Here is an 18,045-nt window from a genome sequence, read left to right on the forward strand (position 1 = left end):
TCTCCCGGGGGGAGAGGGGAGGCCGGGCGGGCAGGTTCCGAAGGAGGCGGAAAGAGCAACCATGACGCACGATGAAGGACTGAAAATCGGGCTGACCGGCTCGGCGCAGCTGATCGTCGCCGAGGCGCATACCGCGCCGCACGTCGGCAGCGGCAAGGTGCACGTGCTCGCGACGCCGGTCATGGTCAACCTGATGGAGGCCGCGGCGCTCGCGGCGGCCGAGCGCTACCTCGCGCCCGGACACCAGAGCCTCGGCACGCACCTCGACGTGCGTCATATCGCCGCTACGCCGGCCGGCATGCGGGTGCAGGCGCAGGCGGAACTGATCGGCATCGACGGACGCCATCTGCGCTTCAAGGTCGAAGCGAGAGACGAGCGCGAGCTGATCGGCGACGGCACCCACGTGCGCGTCATCGTCAACGTCGCGCGCTTCGACAGCCGAGTGCAGGCCAAGCTCGAGAGCCAAGGAATACCATGAGCGACTACGACTACGATCTGTTCACCATCGGTGCGGGCTCGGGCGGGGTGCGCGCAAGCCGGATGTCGGCGGCCCTCGGCGCGCGTGTCGCGGTCGCCGAGGAGCGCTACATGGGCGGCACCTGCGTCAACGTCGGCTGCATTCCGAAGAAGCTCTTCGCCTACGCGGGCCACTACGCCGAGGATTTCGAGGACGCGGTCGGCTTCGGCTGGGCGGCAAGCAAGCCGAGCTTCGACTGGCCGACCCTGGTAGCGAACAAGGACAAGGAGATCGCGCGGCTCAACGGCATCTACGAGCGGCTGCTGACCGGCGCCGGCGTCACGGTCTTCAAGTCGCGCGCACGAGTTCTCGATGCGCATACGATCGAAGTCGAAGGCCGCCGAGTGAGCGCGCGTCATATCCTGGTGGCAACGGGCGGCTGGCCGGTGGTCCCGGACATTCCGGGCAAGGAACTCGCCATCACGTCGAACGAAGCGTTTCATCTGCCGCGGCTGCCCAGGCGCGCCGTGGTGGTCGGCGGCGGTTACATCGCGCTGGAATTCGCCTCGATTTTCCACGGCCTCGGCGTCGAGACCGTCCTGAGCTATCGCGGGGATTATCTGCTGAAGGTGTTCGACAACGACCTCGGGACTTTTCTCGGCGCCGAGATGGCGAAGAAGGGCGTGCGCATCTGTCTGCGCAGCCACATCGAATCGATCGAACGCCGCGGCGATTGTCTCGTGTGTCAGTTCTCCGACGGCACCACGATAGAAACCGACGCGGTGATGTACGCGACCGGACGCAACCCGAATACCGAAGGGCTCGGACTCGAACGCGCCGGGGTCGAGGTCGCCGCGAACGGCGCCGTGGTCGTGGACGACGGCTTCCAGACCAACGTGCCCTCGGTGCACGCCATCGGCGACGTGATCCACAAGGTGCAATTGACCCCTGTGGCGCTCGCCGAAGGCATGGTGGTCGCCGATCGTCTGTTCGGAAAAGGGCAACGCAAGCTCGAGTACCGCTACGTTCCGACGGCCGTGTTCAGCAACCCCAATGTCTGCACCGTCGGACTGAGCGAGGCGCAGGCGCGGCGCGACTACCCCGACATCGCGATCTACAAGAGCACGTTCACGGCGCTCAAGCACCGGCTGTCGGGACGAAGCGAGCTGACCCTGATGAAGCTCGTGGTCGACAAGGCCTCCGACCGGGTGCTCGGGGTGCACATGGTCGGCGCCGACGCCGGGGAGATCATCCAGGGGTTCGCCGTGGCGCTCGTTTGCGGCGTGACCAAGGCGCAGTTCGATGCTACCATCGGCATTCATCCGACGGCGGCCGAGGAGTTGGTCACGATGCGCGAGCCGGTCAGTGGGTAGGAACGGAGTGTTGCATGAAGATGACAGCATGGACGATGTGGTTGGCGGTCGTTGTAATGTTGGCGCCCAATCCGGTCTTTGCCGACCCTCCACCCGGCAAGGGTGGCGGCAAGCAGCAAGACGGTGGGCGGGGAAACGGGAAGGGCAAGAATCGCGTCGATGACGCACGCCAGGACAACCGCGAACGCCGAGACGAAGGTGGGCGCGACGGCTCATACGGGCGGCATGGGGAGGCGCCCCGACCGTCCGGTGCGGTTAGTCGACATTTCGATGACCGCCACCGGAGCATTGCTCGCGAGTACTACGTTGCTGAATATCGTTCCGGCCACTGTCCACCCGGCCTGGCAAAGAAGAACAATGGGTGCATGCCGCCAGGACAGGCGAAGAAATGGAGTATCGGACGGTCACTGCCGCGGGACGTGATTTTCTATGATCTCCCACCAGCGCTCGTTGTCCGGATCGGCACACCGCCGCTTGGATACCGATATGTCCGAGTGGCTGCCGATATTCTTTTGATTGCAGTCGGCACCGGGATGGTGATCGATGCAATCACCGATCTCGGAAACCTGTAAGACACTCGTATGCCGAGTGGACAGGTCTGCCGGATGACCTCGGCGTTGTCCTTACGGCAATCTGCAATCGTCTTGAAGTCTGGCATCAATCGCCCGTCAAGCTAGACGAGATCGACGCTGCGTGGTGCCTCGCGCCGCAGCTTTGCGGCTTGCTCATTGCCGGCGGGCCTGCCTCGCGAGCGAGCTCATGCGAGCGCGCGGCTCACCACCTCGAGCGTATCCCGCGAAAGATTGGAGGTGGAGCGGATGCGCTCCAGTGCCGCGCGCGCGTGCGCTTGCCGGCCGGCGTCGAATTTGCGCCAGCGATCGAACGCACGCGCAAGCCGGGCGGCGACTTGGGGATTGAGCGGGTCGAGCGCGTTCACGCGCTCGGCGCAGAACGCGTAGCCCGATCCGTCGGCGGCGTGGAATCGAACCGGGTTGCCGTGGCAGAAGCTGCCGATCAACGCGCGCATCTTGTTCGGGTTCTTCGGATCGAACGCCGGATGGCTCATGAGCGTACGCACCTCAGCCAGGACGCGGGGCAAGCGCGAGGTCGCCTGCACGGCGAGCCATTTATCGAGCACCAGTGCCTCGTTCTGCCAGCGCTGGTAGAACTGCGCCAGCGCCTGGCTGCGCTCGGGCCAGTCGAATTGCGCTAAAGCGCTCATCGCCGCGATCGAATCGGTCATGTTGTCGGCATGTTCGAACTGCTGCACGACCCGCTTGCGCGCGCCCTCGTCGTCGAGCTCGCTGAGATAGCCCAGGCACAGATTGCGCAGCGAGCGGCGGCCGGCCGAGGCTGCATCCGGGCTGTACGGGCCGCTTTGTGCGAAGCGCTCGTAGGTCGCGGCCAGTTCCTCGCGTAGCGACGACGCCAGCTGCCGGCGCAAATCCACCCGCACGCGATGGATCGCGTCCGGATCGACTTCACTCATCTGCTCGGCGAGAAATCCCTCGGAGGGTAACGCGAGCGCCTCGGCGGCAAACGCCGGATCGGTGCCCGCATCGGCCAGCACGCGGGCGAACGCGGCGACGAAGGATTCCGGCACCCTCGGTTCACCACCCGATCGCACCGCGGTCACGGCTTCGAGCATGAGATTCGCAGCCAGACGCTGGCCCGCTTCCCAGCGATTGAACGGATCGCTGTCGTACGCCATCAGGTGCGCGAGATCGTCGGCACTGTAGGCATGGCGAACATTCACCGGGGCGGAGAAGCCGCGCGCAATGGAAGGGACCGGACGGCTGGGAATATCGACGAAGGTGTAGCTGCTGCGCGCCTCGGTGAGCGAGAGCACGCGCGTGGTATCGCCGCCGTCCGGCTCGCCTTCGAGATGCAGCGGATACTCCTTGCCCTGCGGCCCGATCAGCCCGAGCGCGAGCGGGATGTGCAGCGGCTGCTTTTCCGGCTGCCCCGGGGTGGGCGGGCACGACTGCGTGAAGGTCAACGTGTAGCGCCGCGAGGCGGGATCGAATTCGTCTTCGACCTCGACCACCGGCGTGCCGGCCTGGTCGTACCAGCGCCTGAATTGCGCGAGGTCGATGCCGCTGGCATCCTGCATCGCCTGCACGAAATCGTCGCAGGTCACCGCCTGTCCGTCGTGGCGCTGGATATACAGATCCATGCCCTTGCGGAAATTGGCCGCGCCGAGCAAGGTCTGGATCATGCGCACGACCTCGGCGCCTTTCTCGTACACCGTCGGCGTATAGAAGTTGCTGATCTCGATGTACGACTGCGGGCGTACCGGATGCGCCATGGGCCCGGCGTCCTCGGGAAACTGCGCGGCGCGCAGCGCCCGTACTTCCTGGATGCGCTGCACCGCGCGCGAATACATGTCCGCACCGAACTCCTGGTCGCGGAATACGGTGAGCCCTTCCTTGAGCGAGAGCTGGAACCAGTCGCGGCAGGTGACGCGATTGCCGGTCCAGTTGTGGAAGTATTCGTGCGCCACGACCCGGTCGATGTTCTGATAGTCGGTGTCGGTGGCGATATCGGGGCGGGCGAGCACGTATTTCGTGTTGAAGATGTTGAGGCCCTTGTTCTCCATCGCGCCCATGTTGAAGTCGCCGACCGCCACGATCATGTACTGGTCGAGATCGACTTCGAGACCGAACGTTTGCTCGTCCCAGCGCATCGCTTTTTTCAGCGCCTGCATGGCGAACCCGGCTTGATCGAGCTTGCCCGGCTCGACGTAGATCTGCAGCTTGACCTTGCGCCCCGAGCGCGTCTCGAAGGTATCGTCCAGCCGCTCGAGCTTGGCAGCCACCATGGCGAAGAGGTACGACGGCTTGGGGAAGGGATCGACCCATTTGGCCCAATGTCGTCCACCTTTCGCACCGCCCTGCGCAACCGGATTGCCGTTGGACAGCAGCACCGGGTAGCGGCTCTTGTCCGCGCGAATCGTGGTGGTGTAGCGGCTCATCACGTCGGGGCGATCGATGAACCAGGTGATGCGCCGGAAGCCCTCGGCTTCGCATTGGGTGAAGACACCGGTCTTCGATGCATACAGACCCATCAGCTTGGTGTTGGCCGCGGGATCGAGTGAGCAGACGGTCTCCAGCACGAAGCGCTCGGGCACGTTCGGGATCGTCAGGCGCTCAGGCTCGATGCTGTATTCGGAAGCAGTGAGCAGCCGCCCGTCGAGGCGGACCGACTCCAGTTTCAGCTCGTCGCCGTCCAGTACCAGCGGCGCGGCGGGATCGGACGCGGCGGAATTGCGCGCCAGCGCCAGGCGCGCGGTTACCGTGGTCGCGTCGTCGCGAATATCGAAATTGAGGTCCACCGACGGGATGAAGTAGGCCGGCGGACGATAGTCGGCAAGACGAATGACGGGGGGCGTGTCGACGGTCTGGTCCATGACTCTCCGGGATTCGAAGCGAGGCGCGTGAGAGGGGAGTCAGTGTACCCGATGCGGTTTGCCGCCTCGCCCGCCCACCCGATGGGCATCGACCACATGGCGACAGCAGCCGAAACTTTCAAGCCTTGGCGAGGATGCATCGGTGGCGCGTAGCGCGGCGACATCGTGATTGGCGGCGTCGAGACGTGGCGCGGCGGCAAGGCGGGCAACCGCTATGCCCGCGGTCAGCCGCGTCATCGCGCTTGGGGTCCGACCAGCCACGACACCCGGGTCCGCCGCATCCATGCCGATCTCCGTGGCGGCCTGGTTGACCAGGCTCTCGACGGCATAGGCGGTCCGGGCCGGCCATCATGCCGGACCCGGGCGGAAGACCATGTCCGGGTCCGGGCAGAGGCGCTATGTATAATCGAGCGGGACCCGGCGAACCGCTTCGCCGGCCAGGGAATCGGGTCGAGTCCGAACAGCCCGTGCGCCGGCCGCCCTTGGGCGATCGAGCCTTCGGCGCGGACGGCAGCAGCTCGCGTTCGCTGCTGGAGTCCCGGCATGCGCAGGCGTCTTTTCTGAATCGAGGAACTCATCATGGCAGCGAACAAACTGGGTAGCGCCGACGTCGTCGTGGTCGGTGCGGGCAATGCCGCGGCGTGTGCCGCCCTGGCCGCGCGCGAGCACGGCTGCAGCGTCATCATGCTGGAAGCGGCGCCGGAAGAAGAGTGCGGCGGCAACAGCCGCTATACCGCAGGCATCACGCGCCTGGTGTTCAACAATGCCGACGACATCGCGGCGCTGGTTCCGGACATGACCGAAGAGGAAAAGCGCGACAACGACTTCGGCTCGTTCACCACCGATGAATTCTTCGACACCATGGGGCGCATCACCAATTACCGCTGCGACCCCGACCTCACCGAGACGCTGGTCACCCGCAGTCACCCGACCTATGTGTGGCTGCGCAAGAAGGGCATCAAGTTTCAGCTTTCCTACAAGCGGCAGGCCTTCCAGGTCAACGGCAAGTGGAAGTTCTGGGGCGGGCTGGCGGTCGAGACCTGGGGCGGCGGGCCGGGCCTGGTGGACCTCGAGCACAAGGCCTGCGCGCGCGAAGGCATTCCCATCTTCTACGAAACGCCTGCGGTGAGCCTGATCGCCGACGACACCGGTGTGAAGGGCGTGCGCGCCAAGCACCAAGGCAAGCTCGTCGACATCCCGTGCAAGGCGGTCGTGCTGGCCTGCGGCGGATTCGAATCGAACGCCGAGATGCGCGCTCGGTATCTGGGGCCCAATTGGGATCTCGCCAAGGTGCGCGGCACGCGCTTCAATACCGGCGCCGGCATACGCATGGCACTCGACGTCGGCGCCATGCCGTATGGTCATTGGTCGGGCTGCCACGCCGTCGGCTGGGACATGAACGCGCCCGCGTTCGGCGATCTCGCGGTCGGCGACAATTTCCAGAAGCACTGCTATCCCTGGGGCGTGATGGTGAACGCTCGCGGCGAGCGCTTCGTCGACGAAGGCGCCGACTTTCGCAACTACACCTACGCCAAGTACGGCGCCGTGGTGCTGAACCAGCCCAACATGTTCGCCTGGCAAATCTTCGACCAGAAGATCATTCCGTCGCTGCGCGACGAGTACCGCATCAGGCAGATCACCAAGGTCAGCGCCAACACGCTGGAAGAGCTGGTGCTGAAGCTCGAAGGCGTGGATGCGGAGAACTGCCTGAAGGAACTCAAGGCCTACAACGCCGCGGTACGTGCTGACATCCCGTACAACCCCGCGATCAAGGACGGGCGCTGCACCGAGGGGCTCAAGATCAACAAGACCAACTGGGCCAATCGCCTGGACGAGCCGCCGTTCGAAGCCTACGCGGTCACGTGCGGCGTGACCTTCAGCTTCGGCGGCGTGAAGATCAACCCGACGAGCGGTCAGGTGGAAGACCAGGCAGGCCACGGCATTCAAGGCCTCTATGCCGCCGGCGAGCTGGTAGGGGGCATCTTCTATCACAACTACCCCGGCGGCACCGGGCTTACTTCGGGTGTGGTGTTCGGTAAGCTGTCCGGCGACGGCGCGGGCGCGTTCGCGGCGAAGAAATAGCCGGAGACCGAAGCGCTGCGACGGCCATGAAGCCGTCATTCCCGCGAACGCGGGAATCCAGGACGACCGCACTTCCCTGGACCCCCGCTTGCGCGGGGGTGACGGTGCGGTTGCAGGGTATTCCGGGACAGCGGCGTTGTGACATCTGAGGGGGGATGATGCCGAACGAGAAAAGCGTCGCTGAAATCGTCACCGCCTGCCTCGCGCGCCACGGCGTAGAAGTCCTCTTCTCGCAAAGCCTCCCGTCCGCGGCGCTGCTCGCGGCCGAGGATGCCGGCATCCGCCAGTTCACCTATCGCACCGAGAATGCCGGCGGTGCGATGGCCGACGGCTATGCGCGCGTGAGCGGGCGCGTCGCGGTCGTGACCGCGCAAAACGGCCCGGCCGCCACTCTGCTGGTCGCGCCGCTTGCAGAGGCGCTCAAGTCGTCCGTCCCGGTGGTCGCGCTGGTGCAGGAAGTGGAACGCCCGAACAGCGACCGCAACGCATTCCAGGAGCTCGATCACGGGCTGCTCTTCCAGGGCTGTACCAAGTGGGTGCGGCGCGTGACCGAGGCTTCGCGGGTCGAGGATTACATCGACATGGCGTTCGCCACCGCTGCGGGCGGCCGCCCCGGCCCGGTGGCATTGCTCCTGCCCGCTGACCTGCTGCGCGAGACCACGACCGAGCACGGCAAGCGGCAGGCGAAGCTCGGCGGCTTTCCGCTCGACCGCGCGCTGGCCGACCCGGAGCGCATCGAGTCGGCGGCGGCGCTGATCGCCTCCGCCAAGTGCCCGCTCGTCATTGCCGGCGGCGGCGTGCATTTGTCCGGCGCCGCGCAGTCACTGGCGCGGTTGCAGGAGGAAGCGTATCTCCCCGTCATGACCACCGTCATGGGCAAGGGCGCGGTGGCCGAAGATGCGCCCTTGTCGCTCGGGGTAGGCGGCAACGCGCTCGGCCGACTGTCGCCGAGCTATCACCTGCGCCCGCTGCTGCAGCGAGCGGACGTGGTCGTGCTGGTCGGCACGCGCACGGCGCAGAACGGCACGGATTCCTGGAGCGTTTACTCGCCTCTAGCGCGCTTCATCCATATCGACGTCGACCCGGTCGAGATCGGCCGCAACTACGAGGCGCTGCGCCTTGCCGGGGATGCGCGTCTCACGCTCGAAGCGCTCACCGAGCGGCTGCGCGGGCGCCGCACACGACCGCAGGCGTTGATCGAGGAGATCGCCGCTGCCCGGGAACTGAGCGCGCGCGAGATCGCCCCGCTGCTTTCGTCCAATGCCTCGCCCATCCGTCCCGAGCGCGTCATGGCGGACATGCAGCGGGTGCTCACGCCGGAGACGATCGTGGTGGCCGACGCGAGCTATTCATCGGTGTGGATGGCCTGTTACCTGCGCTGCCTGCAGCCCGGCATGCGCTTCATTTCGCCACGCGGGCTGGCCGGCCTGGGCTGGGGATTGCCGCTCGCGCTCGGGGCCAAGGCGGCCCGGCCGGCGAGCCCGGTGCTGTGCGTGGCCGGCGACGGCGCCTTCGGTCACGTCTGGTCGGAGCTGGAGACGGCGCGGCGCACCGGCACGGCGGTCGTCGTGACCGTGTTGAACAACGGCGTGCTCGGCTATCAGAAGGATGCCGAGGACGTGAAGTTCGGCCGCCATACCAGCGCGGTGCAATTCACGCCGGTCGACCATGCCGCGATCGCACGCGCGTGCGGTTGTCGCGGCATTGCGGTCAAGCACGCCGACGAATATCTGCCGGCGCTGCTTGAGGCGCTCGGCAACGGCGAGCCGACCTTGATCGACGTCGACACCGATCCGGAAGCGTACCCGCCGATCACCTTGTTCGACGGAACGCTGGAGGCCGTCCGTGCGCAGCAGCGAAGCGCTAACTTGCGAAGCGCGGCGTGACATCTCGGACCACCCCGTCCGCGACACTGTCGCGTCCAGCCCCTCCTCGTGCAGGAGGGGAGCTCACCCCGTCCGCGACGTTGTCGCGTCCAGCCCTGCCCTGCGCGCTCGGGCGCTTCGGGCGTTCGTCCGGCGCGGACACACGTTAAGTGTGTCCGCCAGAGCCATCCTTACTCTCGACGAGGAGGGGAAGATTTAGATCTCCCCGCCTCTCACTTGGCTCACGAGGAGGGGTGCCGGCAGGAGGCGGGTGGTGTATTTCCCCTCCTCTCATGAGGAGGGGCCGGCGAAGGAGGCGGGGTGGTGTGGTTCTGGAACGCGATACCACCGCATTCGCGGATGGCCTATGCCAAACGGATTCCCGGGTGCGCACAAACGAGTGACGCGCCTTTCGCGCGTGAACAGGATTCGAGGAGGAGCCATGCCGACCCAACTGAAAGACTACGCCGACAAATACGAGACGATCCGGTTTCGCCGCGAGGACGGCATTCTCGAAATGACGCTGCATAGCAACGGCGACTCGCTGCGTTGGGGGCCGGCGGCGCATTCGAATCTCGAGGAGGCGTTCAACGACGTGGGGCGCGATCCGGAAAACCAGATCGTCATCCTCACCGGCATCGGCGCGGAATTCTCCGGACCGGAGGTGACGCCGTCCACCGATCGGGCGGTGCCGAAGCTCACGCCCGAGCAATGGGGCAAGCTCGGCTCGGAGGCGCGCCGCTTCACCATGAACATGCTCAACATCGAGGTGCCGATGATCGGCGTGGTGAACGGCCCCGCGCTGCGTCACCCGGAGCTGCCGCTGTTGTGCGACATCGTCATCGGTTCCGACGATTGCTCGTTCCAGGACAGCGCCCATTTCCGTGGCGGCATGGTGCCGGGGGATGGCGTGAACGTGGTCTTCACGCTCCTCATGGGCATGAACCGCGGGCGTTACTTTCTGTACACCGCGCAAACGATCGGGGCCAAGCAGGCGCTCGAGATGGGGCTGGTGAACGAGCTGCATGCGAAGGACGAGGTGCTCGCGCGCGGCTGGGAGCACGCGCGCAACCTGATGAAGCAGTCGGCGCTCAACCGCAAGTACACGCGCTGGCTTCTGACCGAGCCGCTGCGCCGGCAGATGAACGAGCTGCTCGGCTATGGGCTGGCGATGGAGGGGTTGGTCATCTGCAATTGAGGGCGGAGAGATTCATCCCTCACCCCCGGCCCCTCTCCCGGAGGGAGAGGGGAGAATGAAGCGTGGCCCGGATGCACTTAGGCCGCGCCGCGAAATCGACAGGAGAACGGGCTTGGCGAAAGTTGCATACATCGGCGTGGGCAACATGGGGCAGGCGAAGATCCTGCGGCTGCTCGGCGCGGGCCATGAAGTGACGGCCTACAACCGGACGGTGGACAAAACCCGGGTCGTTCGCGACGCCGGTGCGAAGATCGCATCGAGCGCGGCCGCAGCGGTCGAGGGCGCGGACGTGGTGATGTCGTCGGTGACCAACGACGAGGCCTCGCGCGAGGTCTGGACCGGCCTCAACGGCATCCTGCGCGGGCCGGTGACGCCGGCCATGCTGCTGGCCGAATGCTCGACGCTGTCGCACGATTGGGTGGTGGAGCTCGCCGGCATCGTCCAGTCCCGCGGCTTGCGCTACATCGACTTGCCGGTGGCCGGCAGACCCGATGCGGCCGAGGCCGGGGAGCTGCGCGTCTACGCCGGCTGCAGCACGCAAGAGCTCGACGAGCTGCGCCCGGTGCTGGCGGCGTTCTCGAAAAAGATCTTCCACTTCGGACCGGCCGGCGCGGGCACAGCGTACAAGTTGATCTACAACCTGCTCGGCGTGATCCAGGTCGCCTCGGTCGCCGAAGCCATGGTTCAATGCGAGGCGGCCGGCATCGATCTCAATGTCGCCGCCGAAGCATTCGCGCTCGGCTATACCGGCAGCAAGCACGTTGCGCACCATTCCGCCGTCATGGCCGAGGGCAAGCGCAACCAGCCGGTCGGCTTCTCGGGACGCGGGCGGCTGAAGGATTCCCAGTACGGTGTGCAGCTGGCGGAGAAGCTCGGCCGCCAGGCGCTGATCGGAAGCGCGGCCTCGGCGGTGTTCGGGCAGATGGTCAATTCGGGGCTGGGCGAGTTGAACGACAGCGAGCTGATCGATGCGCTGCGGGCGCTTGCGGCCAGGCGTTAGAGGAATGCTGCGGTGACGTCGTTCCCGCGTAGACGGGATTCCAGGACGCTCTCGAATCTTGCGGGCTGCCGCCCGCGCGGGAGCGACGAACGAGAGCTCGAGCTGGCCTGCCTTGTCCGAGCTGTCGATTCGAGCCGGCATCGGTCGAGCGGGAAGCCGGGACGATGAGCGAGCTGCCGTCCGGCGCTGGCGGCGCTCCGGCTCAGGGCGTGCTCGGTGCCGTCGCCGAGCTGTCGCCGGCCTACTTCGGGCTGGTTATGGCTACCGGCATCGTATCCGTCGCGGCCGACTTCCAGGGCATGCGCATCTTCGCGCTGATCCTGTTGGCCGCGAACATCGGCGCCTGGCTCTTGCTCTGGGGGCTGAATATCGCCAGGGCGATCCGATACCCCGCGCGTTTTTTCGGCGACATGGCGGACCACCTGCGTGCACCGGGGTTCTTCACCGCGGTGGCGGGTACGTCGCTGCTGGGCACGCAAGTCCTGCTGTTCGCCGACGCGTATCGCATTGCGCTCGCGCTGGGCATATTCGCCGCATTGCTCTGGTTTGTCTGCACCTACGCCGTGTTCGCCGCGTTCACCATCAAGGTCGACAAGCCGCCGCTGGACAAGGGCATCTCGGGAGCGTGGCTGCTGACGGTCGTATCGACCCTATCCCTGGCCCTGCTGTTCGCGCACCTGGCCGCGCATGCGCACCATCCGACCCGTATCGCGATGAATTTCTTCGCGCTCTCGATGTGGCTCTGGGGCGGCATGCTCTACATCTGGCTCATGGTCCTCATCTTCTATCGCTACACCTTCTTTCGGCTCGCGCCCGAGGACCTCGCGCCGCCGTACTGGATCAACATGGGGGCGATGGCGATCTCGACCCTGGCGGGATCGTTCCTGATCATCAATGCCCCGGACGCGCCTTTCCTGCACGCGATCCTGCCGTTCATCAAGGGATTCACGATCCTGTACTGGGCGACGGCGACCTGGTGGATACCGATGCTGGCGGTGCTGGCCATATGGCGTTATGGCTACATGCGCTTTCCGCTGCGCTACGATCCGCTGTATTGGGGCGCGGTGTTCCCGCTGGGGATGTATTCCGCGGCCACGCACGAGCTGGGGCAGGCGCTGGCGCTGGGGTTCCTGGCGACGCCGACCCAGGTGTTCCTCTATGCGGCCATCATCGCCTGGTCAGCCGCGTTCGCCGGGCTGGTGCGGCGGCTCGTGCAGCATGTGTTGCGTCACGGGCCGGTGCATCCGGCTTGAGCCGCGAATCGGCATAGTACGGTCCCGGTTGTGTTCGACGAGCGCTTCGTCGCGGAGCTGGCGCAAGCGCACGACTGATCGGTGGAGACCGGTTACCCGCAAGCCCCGATCGCGCCGCACGCCGTGCAGAATTCGCAGCCGTCCTTCTTGATGACCGCGGTGTTGCCGCATTCCTTGCACGGCTTGCCGGTCACGCGAGCATAGGTGGTGCGGCCGCGTTCGTCGTCCGGCATCTCCAGCACACCCATCTCGTCGACCGGATAACCGCGCTCGTCGAGCACGCCCAGCATCGCGTAGCGGTGGATGATGAGGCGCGCGATGTAGGCCACCGTGCTCGGAAAATTCTGCTGCCGCTCCATTCCCGGCACGCGCGCCATGAAGTCGCCCAGCGGCTCGGCGTAATTGAGCAGCTTGCGCAGCTTCATGCCGATCCACGCGGGGTCGATCACCCGCATGTCGAGCGAGAGCAGCTTGCACAGGCCGTCGAGCGCGCGCGGATAGCTTCCCGCGAGCCATACCGAATAGGGCCTGCGCTGGCCCGCCGGTAGCACGAGCTCCTTCAGGATCAGCAGGAAGTCGTCGCCGGAGACTGCGTTCAGGACGTCGACCGTCCACGACATCGTGCCGTCGGTGCCGGTCTTCGGCTCCTTGTTCGCGAACAGGGTATCGAGCACCGGTGCCGGCCCGTCTTCGTGCTCGAACGCGCCGAGCTGATCGACCCGGAAGCGCACGATGCGTGCAAATGCGGCCACCATGCTCGGGACGCGCATCGTCTCGCCGTCCGGCGGCATGGGGCAATCGAACGTATCGTCGCCCATCGTGCGCGCAAGCATGTCGAGCTTCATGCGCAGCCACGCCTTGTCCTGCGCGCGCATGTCCATCGACAGCGTCTTCGCCACCGCACCGAGGCCGCGCGGCTGCTCGTTGCCGTTCACCCAGACTTCGAACGGATAGCGCTCGCCGTTCTCCACGTGGCCGACGAAGATCGCGAACTGGCCGAAGGGTGACTCGACCATGTAGGTCCACGAGGGATTGCCGGCCGCAAGCTTGGGCCGCCCCGGCCAGCGCAGACTGGACAGCGCCGGCTCGGGCGCGGCGTCGAGGCGGATGCGGCGATCCGCGTCGGTGACATCCAGGTCGTTCGGCTCGGCGGCTTGCGGCGATGGCGCCAGCGAAAGCACGCTGCCCAGCACCCGGTTGGGGCGATAGGTGGTGAGGCCCTTCAACCCCGCGCGCCAGGCTTCGAGGTACAGATCCTCGAATCGTTCATAGGGATAATCCTCGGCGACGTTGACCGTCTTGCTGATGGCCGAGTCGACGTAGGGCGCCACCGCCGCCACCATGTGCATGTGGTCCTGCGCCGAAAGCTCCAGCGCTGTGACGAACGCGGGCGGCAGCGCGTTCACATCGCCGCCGAGGTGGCGATACAGCCGCCAGGCCTGATCCTCGACGTCGTAGGTGCGAAAGCCGTTGTCGGGCATGCGCTTCTTGCGTTGATAGCTCCAGGCATACGGCGGCTCGATGCCGTTGGACGCGTTGTCGGCGAAGGCAAGCGAGATCGTCCCGGTGGGGGCGATGGAAAGCAGGTGACAGTTGCGGATGCCGTGTGTGCGGATCGCGGCCTTGATGGGCTCGGGCAGGCGCGAGGCGAACCGCGGCGCGGCGAGGTACTGCTCCTTGTCGAGCAGCGGGAAGGCGCCTTTCTCGCGCGCGATCTCGACCGAGGACGCATAGGCTTGGTCGCGCATGGCAGCGGCGATCCGGGTTGCCATCGTGCGCGCTTCAGCGCTGTCATAGCGCAGCCCCAGCATGACCAGGCAGCCGCCCAGCCCCGTGAACCCCAGTCCGATGCGGCGTTTGGCCATCGCCTCGGCCTTCTGCTGCGGCAATGGCCACACCGAGACGTCGAGGACGTTGTCCAGCATGCGCACCGAAGGACGAACTACGCGGGCGAATGCATCGAAGTCGAAGCGCGGTTGCGCGCCGAACGGATCGTCCACGAAGCGCGTCAGATCGATGCTGCCGAGGCAGCAGCAGCCGTAGGCCGGTAAAGGCTGCTCGCCACATTGCCCGGTGACGAGCCCATTGAAGATCACGGTGTTGCCGTTGGGCTGGGTCGTATCGAAAACGGCTTCGCGCCCGATGTAAGTGATCGACTTGATGCGGCTGGTGAAGGATTGCGTCTCGCGCAGCACCTTGCCTTGCGCCCAGGCTTCGTACCGGCTCGTTTTCGTCTCGCCGAGGAAGCCGATCTCCCGCATGAAGCGGTCGCGTGATTCGCCGTCCACGATCAGCTCGTAGTCCGCGCGGCAGCGGTAGATCTCCCGTCCGCCGTGCCCGTCTGGCAGTGCGGTTGTCCGCTCGCCGCGGCGGCGCCATATGGGCGCAAATATCCCGAAGTTGGCCAAAAGGATCTGAACGTCGTTGAGCAGCTCGCGATAGCTCGATGCCAATCGCACCGAACAGCTCTGGCTTCTTTCGGAGACGTTCACGGTGCCGTCGCTCTGAAATAACCCGCGCAGATAAGCACGCACGCACTGCTCGGTACCGCGCCACACGACCTCGGGCACCCTATGCTTGGTCACGGCGCAGAAACCGTAGTGGGACAGGAACCGTGCGAGCAGGATCGAGCGGATTTCAACCATCTTGCGGCTCGGTACGGCGATCGGCGCAACGCGATATTCGCGATAATTGCCGTTGGCGAGGCCGGCGATGCAGGTATTGATCCATGCTGCCACGCCGGCCGCAAGCGTCCGATCTTCACCCCAGAAGCCCACGACGGCCGCTTGCTGCTCGTTGCCGCGGTTCGTGAAGTGTCCGTCGCCCGTCATCAATCCGAGCAGCACACCGAGCTCTTCGGAACCTTGCTCGCCGAACTGGCCTTTGGCGCTCTGGACGAGCAGCCGGTCACCGACTCGCAGATCCCGAAGCTGCACCTTTCCCCTGTCCGTGAAGAAATCGTGCCATTGCGTCGCTTTGACCTCGTAGCCCGCTTCGGTTTCGACCCGATAGACATCGGCCAGGCTGGCCGTTTGGAACGCCGGCACTGCGTCGCATACCGTGGTCGACTTGAGCGGTCGGCCCAGGGCCCTTTCATCGACGGTAACGCGCAGCGCGGTTCTGCTTGCTTGCAACTCGCCGATAGGGACCATGCCATGCTGCGTGTGCAGCCGAGTGTCGGCAGTGACGCATGGGTTGGTCGCCTCGATCGTCTCGCAGTACGAGAGGTTGTTGTCGGCGTTGGCGTGATCGATGAAGAACACGCCCGGTTCGGCATGATCGTAGGTTGCCTGCATGATCTGGCGCCACAGGTCGCGCGCCTTGAGCGTGCGGTAGATCCAGCGGCCGTCTTCGTGCTGGCGCGGCGCAGCATCGAGCTCCGGCCCGGGCTTGGCCTTGTGCATGAGCGGCCAGTCGGCATCCTGCGCAAGCGAGCGCATGAACACATCGGTCACCGCGACGCTGATGTTGAAGTTGGTGAGATCGCCCTGGTCCTTGGCGTGGATGAAGTCCTCGATGTCGGGATGGTCGCAGCGCAGGATGCCCATCTGCGCGCCGCGGCGCGAGCCGGCCGATTCCACCGTCTCGCAACTTTTGTCGAACACGCGCATGTACGACACCGGTCCGCTGGCGGTGCTCTGCGTGCCGCGCACTTGCGCCCCGTGCGGGCGGATGGCGGAGAAGTCGTAGCCGACGCCGCCGCCGCGGCGCATCGTCTCGGCCGATTCCATCAGGGCGACGTAGATGCCGGGCTTGCCGTCCGCCGTCTCGGACACCGAGTCGCCGACCGGCTGCACGAAGCAGTTGATGAGCGTTGCCTGCAGCTCGGTGCCGGCCGCGGAATTGACCCGCCCGCCCGGAATGAAACCGTTCGCCAGCGTGTCGTAGAACACCGGCTCCCAGCGGGCGGGATCGCGTTCCACCGCGGCGAGCGCACGAGCCACGCGCCGGCGCACGTCCTCCACGCTGCGCTCGTCGCCCTTGGCGTATTTCTCCAGCAGGACGTCGAGGCTGACCTGCTGCGGCGGAAGGTCGATCTCGGTCTCGTGTAGCTTCATCCGGGCTTCCTTCTGGTGCGAATCGAATTTGGTGCGAATCGAAATTCCGTGCTGTTCAAATAGGTTACTCCGGGACGGGCTCACGGGGCGAGCCCGGACCCGAAACGCGTCGGTTTCTGGCCGGGAATCGTGGTGCGCCGCAATGCCGTCGTGTCCGGAAGTGACCCGCAAAGGCGCCCGTGCTATAAGCCTGCCCCGGAGCTCGGACGTTACATGCTCTGAGCCCATTTCCATAACCCTTGCGCAACCCATGCGTCTGCTCTCTTCGCTGCTCGCCGGCGTCGGATTCCTCGTGTCTCTGTCGGCGGCCGCCGCGACCGGTCCGTCGCATAGCGTCTCCGTTACGTCCGCCCCGGCGGTCGTAAGCGTGGTGCGGCCGGCGCCGGTCGGCGACCAGCGCGTGGCCTCGATCGCACGCCTGCTCGCCGGATTGCCGCCGACGTTGCCTGCGCACTTCGAGCTGGCGCAGACCAACGAGTGGCGCGAGCACCGCGATGTCGTTCAGGCCGGATGGGTGAAGGTGAAGCAAGGCCGGGGCAGCGTGATGGCGCGCTGGCGCGATGCCTCGATCGGTAACCCGTGCGGCGGCTCCGGCACCCTGCTCTATCCGTTCAGCGGTCCGGATTTCGCCAACGCCTACGTGCTGTTCCCGGGCTGTCGCAACTACATCCTGTTCGGCCTGGAGCTGCCCGGCGCGGTGCCCGAGCTGGAAGTCATGGATCGCGCAGCGCTCGGCAGGTTGCTGGGCGACGTTCGCGTGGCGATGGGTGATCTCATCGAGCGCAACTATTTCATCACCTCGCGCATGTCGCGGCAGTTGCACACCTCGCAGCTGCGCGGCGTCGTTCCGGTGCTGATCGCTTCGATGGCGCTCGCCGGCCTCGAGGTGCGTTCGGTCGAGGTGCTGGCACTCGCGCGGGCGCAGCCCGACGAAGAGATCGGAGAGTCGGATGCCAAGCCGTTGCGGAAGCTGCGTGGAGTGCGGATCGTGTTCCAGCGGCCCGCCGGCCCCGAGCAGACGCTGCAATACTTTTCCGTCGACGCGACCAATCGGGGCCTCGCGCCCTATCCGGAGTTCCTGGCGCACCTGCGCGCGGCCAAGCCGGCGCCGATGCTGATCAAGTCCGCCTCCTACCTGCTGCAGGACAAGCAGTTCCGGACGATACGCGACACGCTGCTGGAGGCGACCGATTTCCTGGTGCAGGACGATACCGGCATGCCATACGATGTGTTGAAAGCAGGCGGCTGGGACATGCGCCTCTACGGCGGTTATCGCAAGCCCATCCACCCGTTCCACTGGGCGTATCAGGCCGGGCTCGATACGGCCTACAAGAGCTCGCTCGCCTCCGA

At 65.9% G+C, this 18,045-nt stretch carries 11 protein-coding genes; 8 read left to right on the forward strand and 3 right to left on the reverse strand.

Annotated features, from left to right (window positions below; translation table 11 throughout):
* Positions 1-61: 61 nt before the first annotated feature.
* Genes GEV05_14345 through GEV05_14355 form a run of 3 tightly spaced genes read left to right on the forward strand, consistent with a single transcriptional unit; the run spans position 62 to position 2,402 of the window.
* Complete coding sequence (locus tag GEV05_14345) at positions 62-478, forward strand: thioesterase (protein MPZ44550.1); 417 nt, start codon at positions 62-64, stop codon at positions 476-478.
* Positions 475-1,830, forward strand: a complete 1,356-nt coding sequence (gorA, locus tag GEV05_14350; GenBank protein ID MPZ44551.1) for a glutathione-disulfide reductase — start codon at positions 475-477, stop codon at positions 1,828-1,830. The genes GEV05_14345 and gorA overlap by 4 nt, the downstream gene beginning before the upstream one ends.
* A 20-nt stretch (positions 1,831-1,850) precedes the next feature.
* Positions 1,851-2,402, forward strand: coding sequence for a hypothetical protein (locus GEV05_14355; GenBank protein MPZ44552.1), 552 nt, complete (start codon positions 1,851-1,853; stop codon positions 2,400-2,402).
* Positions 2,403-2,587: 185 nt separating this feature from the next.
* On the opposite strand, the gene pepN is transcribed toward GEV05_14355, so the two are convergent.
* Complete coding sequence (gene pepN, locus GEV05_14360) at positions 2,588-5,239, reverse strand: aminopeptidase N (protein MPZ44553.1); 2,652 nt, start codon at positions 5,237-5,239, stop codon at positions 2,588-2,590.
* Between the two features lie 579 nt (positions 5,240-5,818).
* Between pepN and GEV05_14365 the strand changes: the two genes are divergently transcribed.
* From GEV05_14365 to GEV05_14385, 5 genes are all read left to right on the forward strand, one after another.
* A complete protein-coding gene (locus GEV05_14365; GenBank protein MPZ44554.1) occupies positions 5,819-7,321 on the forward strand; it encodes an FAD-dependent oxidoreductase in 1,503 nt (500 codons plus the stop codon).
* Between the two features lie 155 nt (positions 7,322-7,476).
* Positions 7,477-9,207 carry an acetolactate synthase catalytic subunit gene (locus GEV05_14370; GenBank protein MPZ44555.1) on the forward strand — a complete coding sequence of 577 codons (1,731 nt, stop codon included), beginning with the start codon at positions 7,477-7,479 and terminating at the stop codon, positions 9,205-9,207.
* A 421-nt stretch (positions 9,208-9,628) separates the two neighbouring features.
* Positions 9,629-10,384 (forward strand): enoyl-CoA hydratase/isomerase family protein, encoded by a 756-nt coding sequence (locus GEV05_14375; GenBank protein MPZ44556.1) that lies wholly within the window; start codon positions 9,629-9,631, stop codon positions 10,382-10,384.
* Positions 10,347-11,384, forward strand: coding sequence for an NAD-binding protein (locus GEV05_14380; GenBank protein MPZ44557.1), 1,038 nt, complete (start codon positions 10,347-10,349; stop codon positions 11,382-11,384). Before GEV05_14375 ends, GEV05_14380 begins: the two co-directional genes overlap by 38 nt.
* Positions 11,385-11,548: 164 nt before the next feature.
* Complete coding sequence (locus tag GEV05_14385) at positions 11,549-12,637, forward strand: C4-dicarboxylate ABC transporter (protein MPZ44558.1); 1,089 nt, start codon at positions 11,549-11,551, stop codon at positions 12,635-12,637.
* 92 nt (positions 12,638-12,729) lie between these two features.
* On the opposite strand, the gene GEV05_14390 is transcribed toward GEV05_14385, so the two are convergent.
* On the reverse strand, positions 12,730-16,695 hold the full coding sequence (locus GEV05_14390; protein MPZ44559.1) for a ribonucleoside-diphosphate reductase, adenosylcobalamin-dependent: 3,966 nt from the start codon (positions 16,693-16,695) through the stop codon (positions 12,730-12,732).
* Positions 16,696-16,759: 64 nt separating this feature from the next.
* Entirely contained in the window at positions 16,760-17,992 is a 1,233-nt protein-coding gene (locus GEV05_14395; GenBank protein ID MPZ44560.1) for a hypothetical protein, read from the reverse strand.
* Between the last annotated feature and the right edge of the window lie 53 nt (positions 17,993-18,045).

Source organism: Betaproteobacteria bacterium, from assembly GCA_009377585.1.
GTDB lineage: Bacteria > Pseudomonadota > Gammaproteobacteria > Burkholderiales > WYBJ01 > WYBJ01.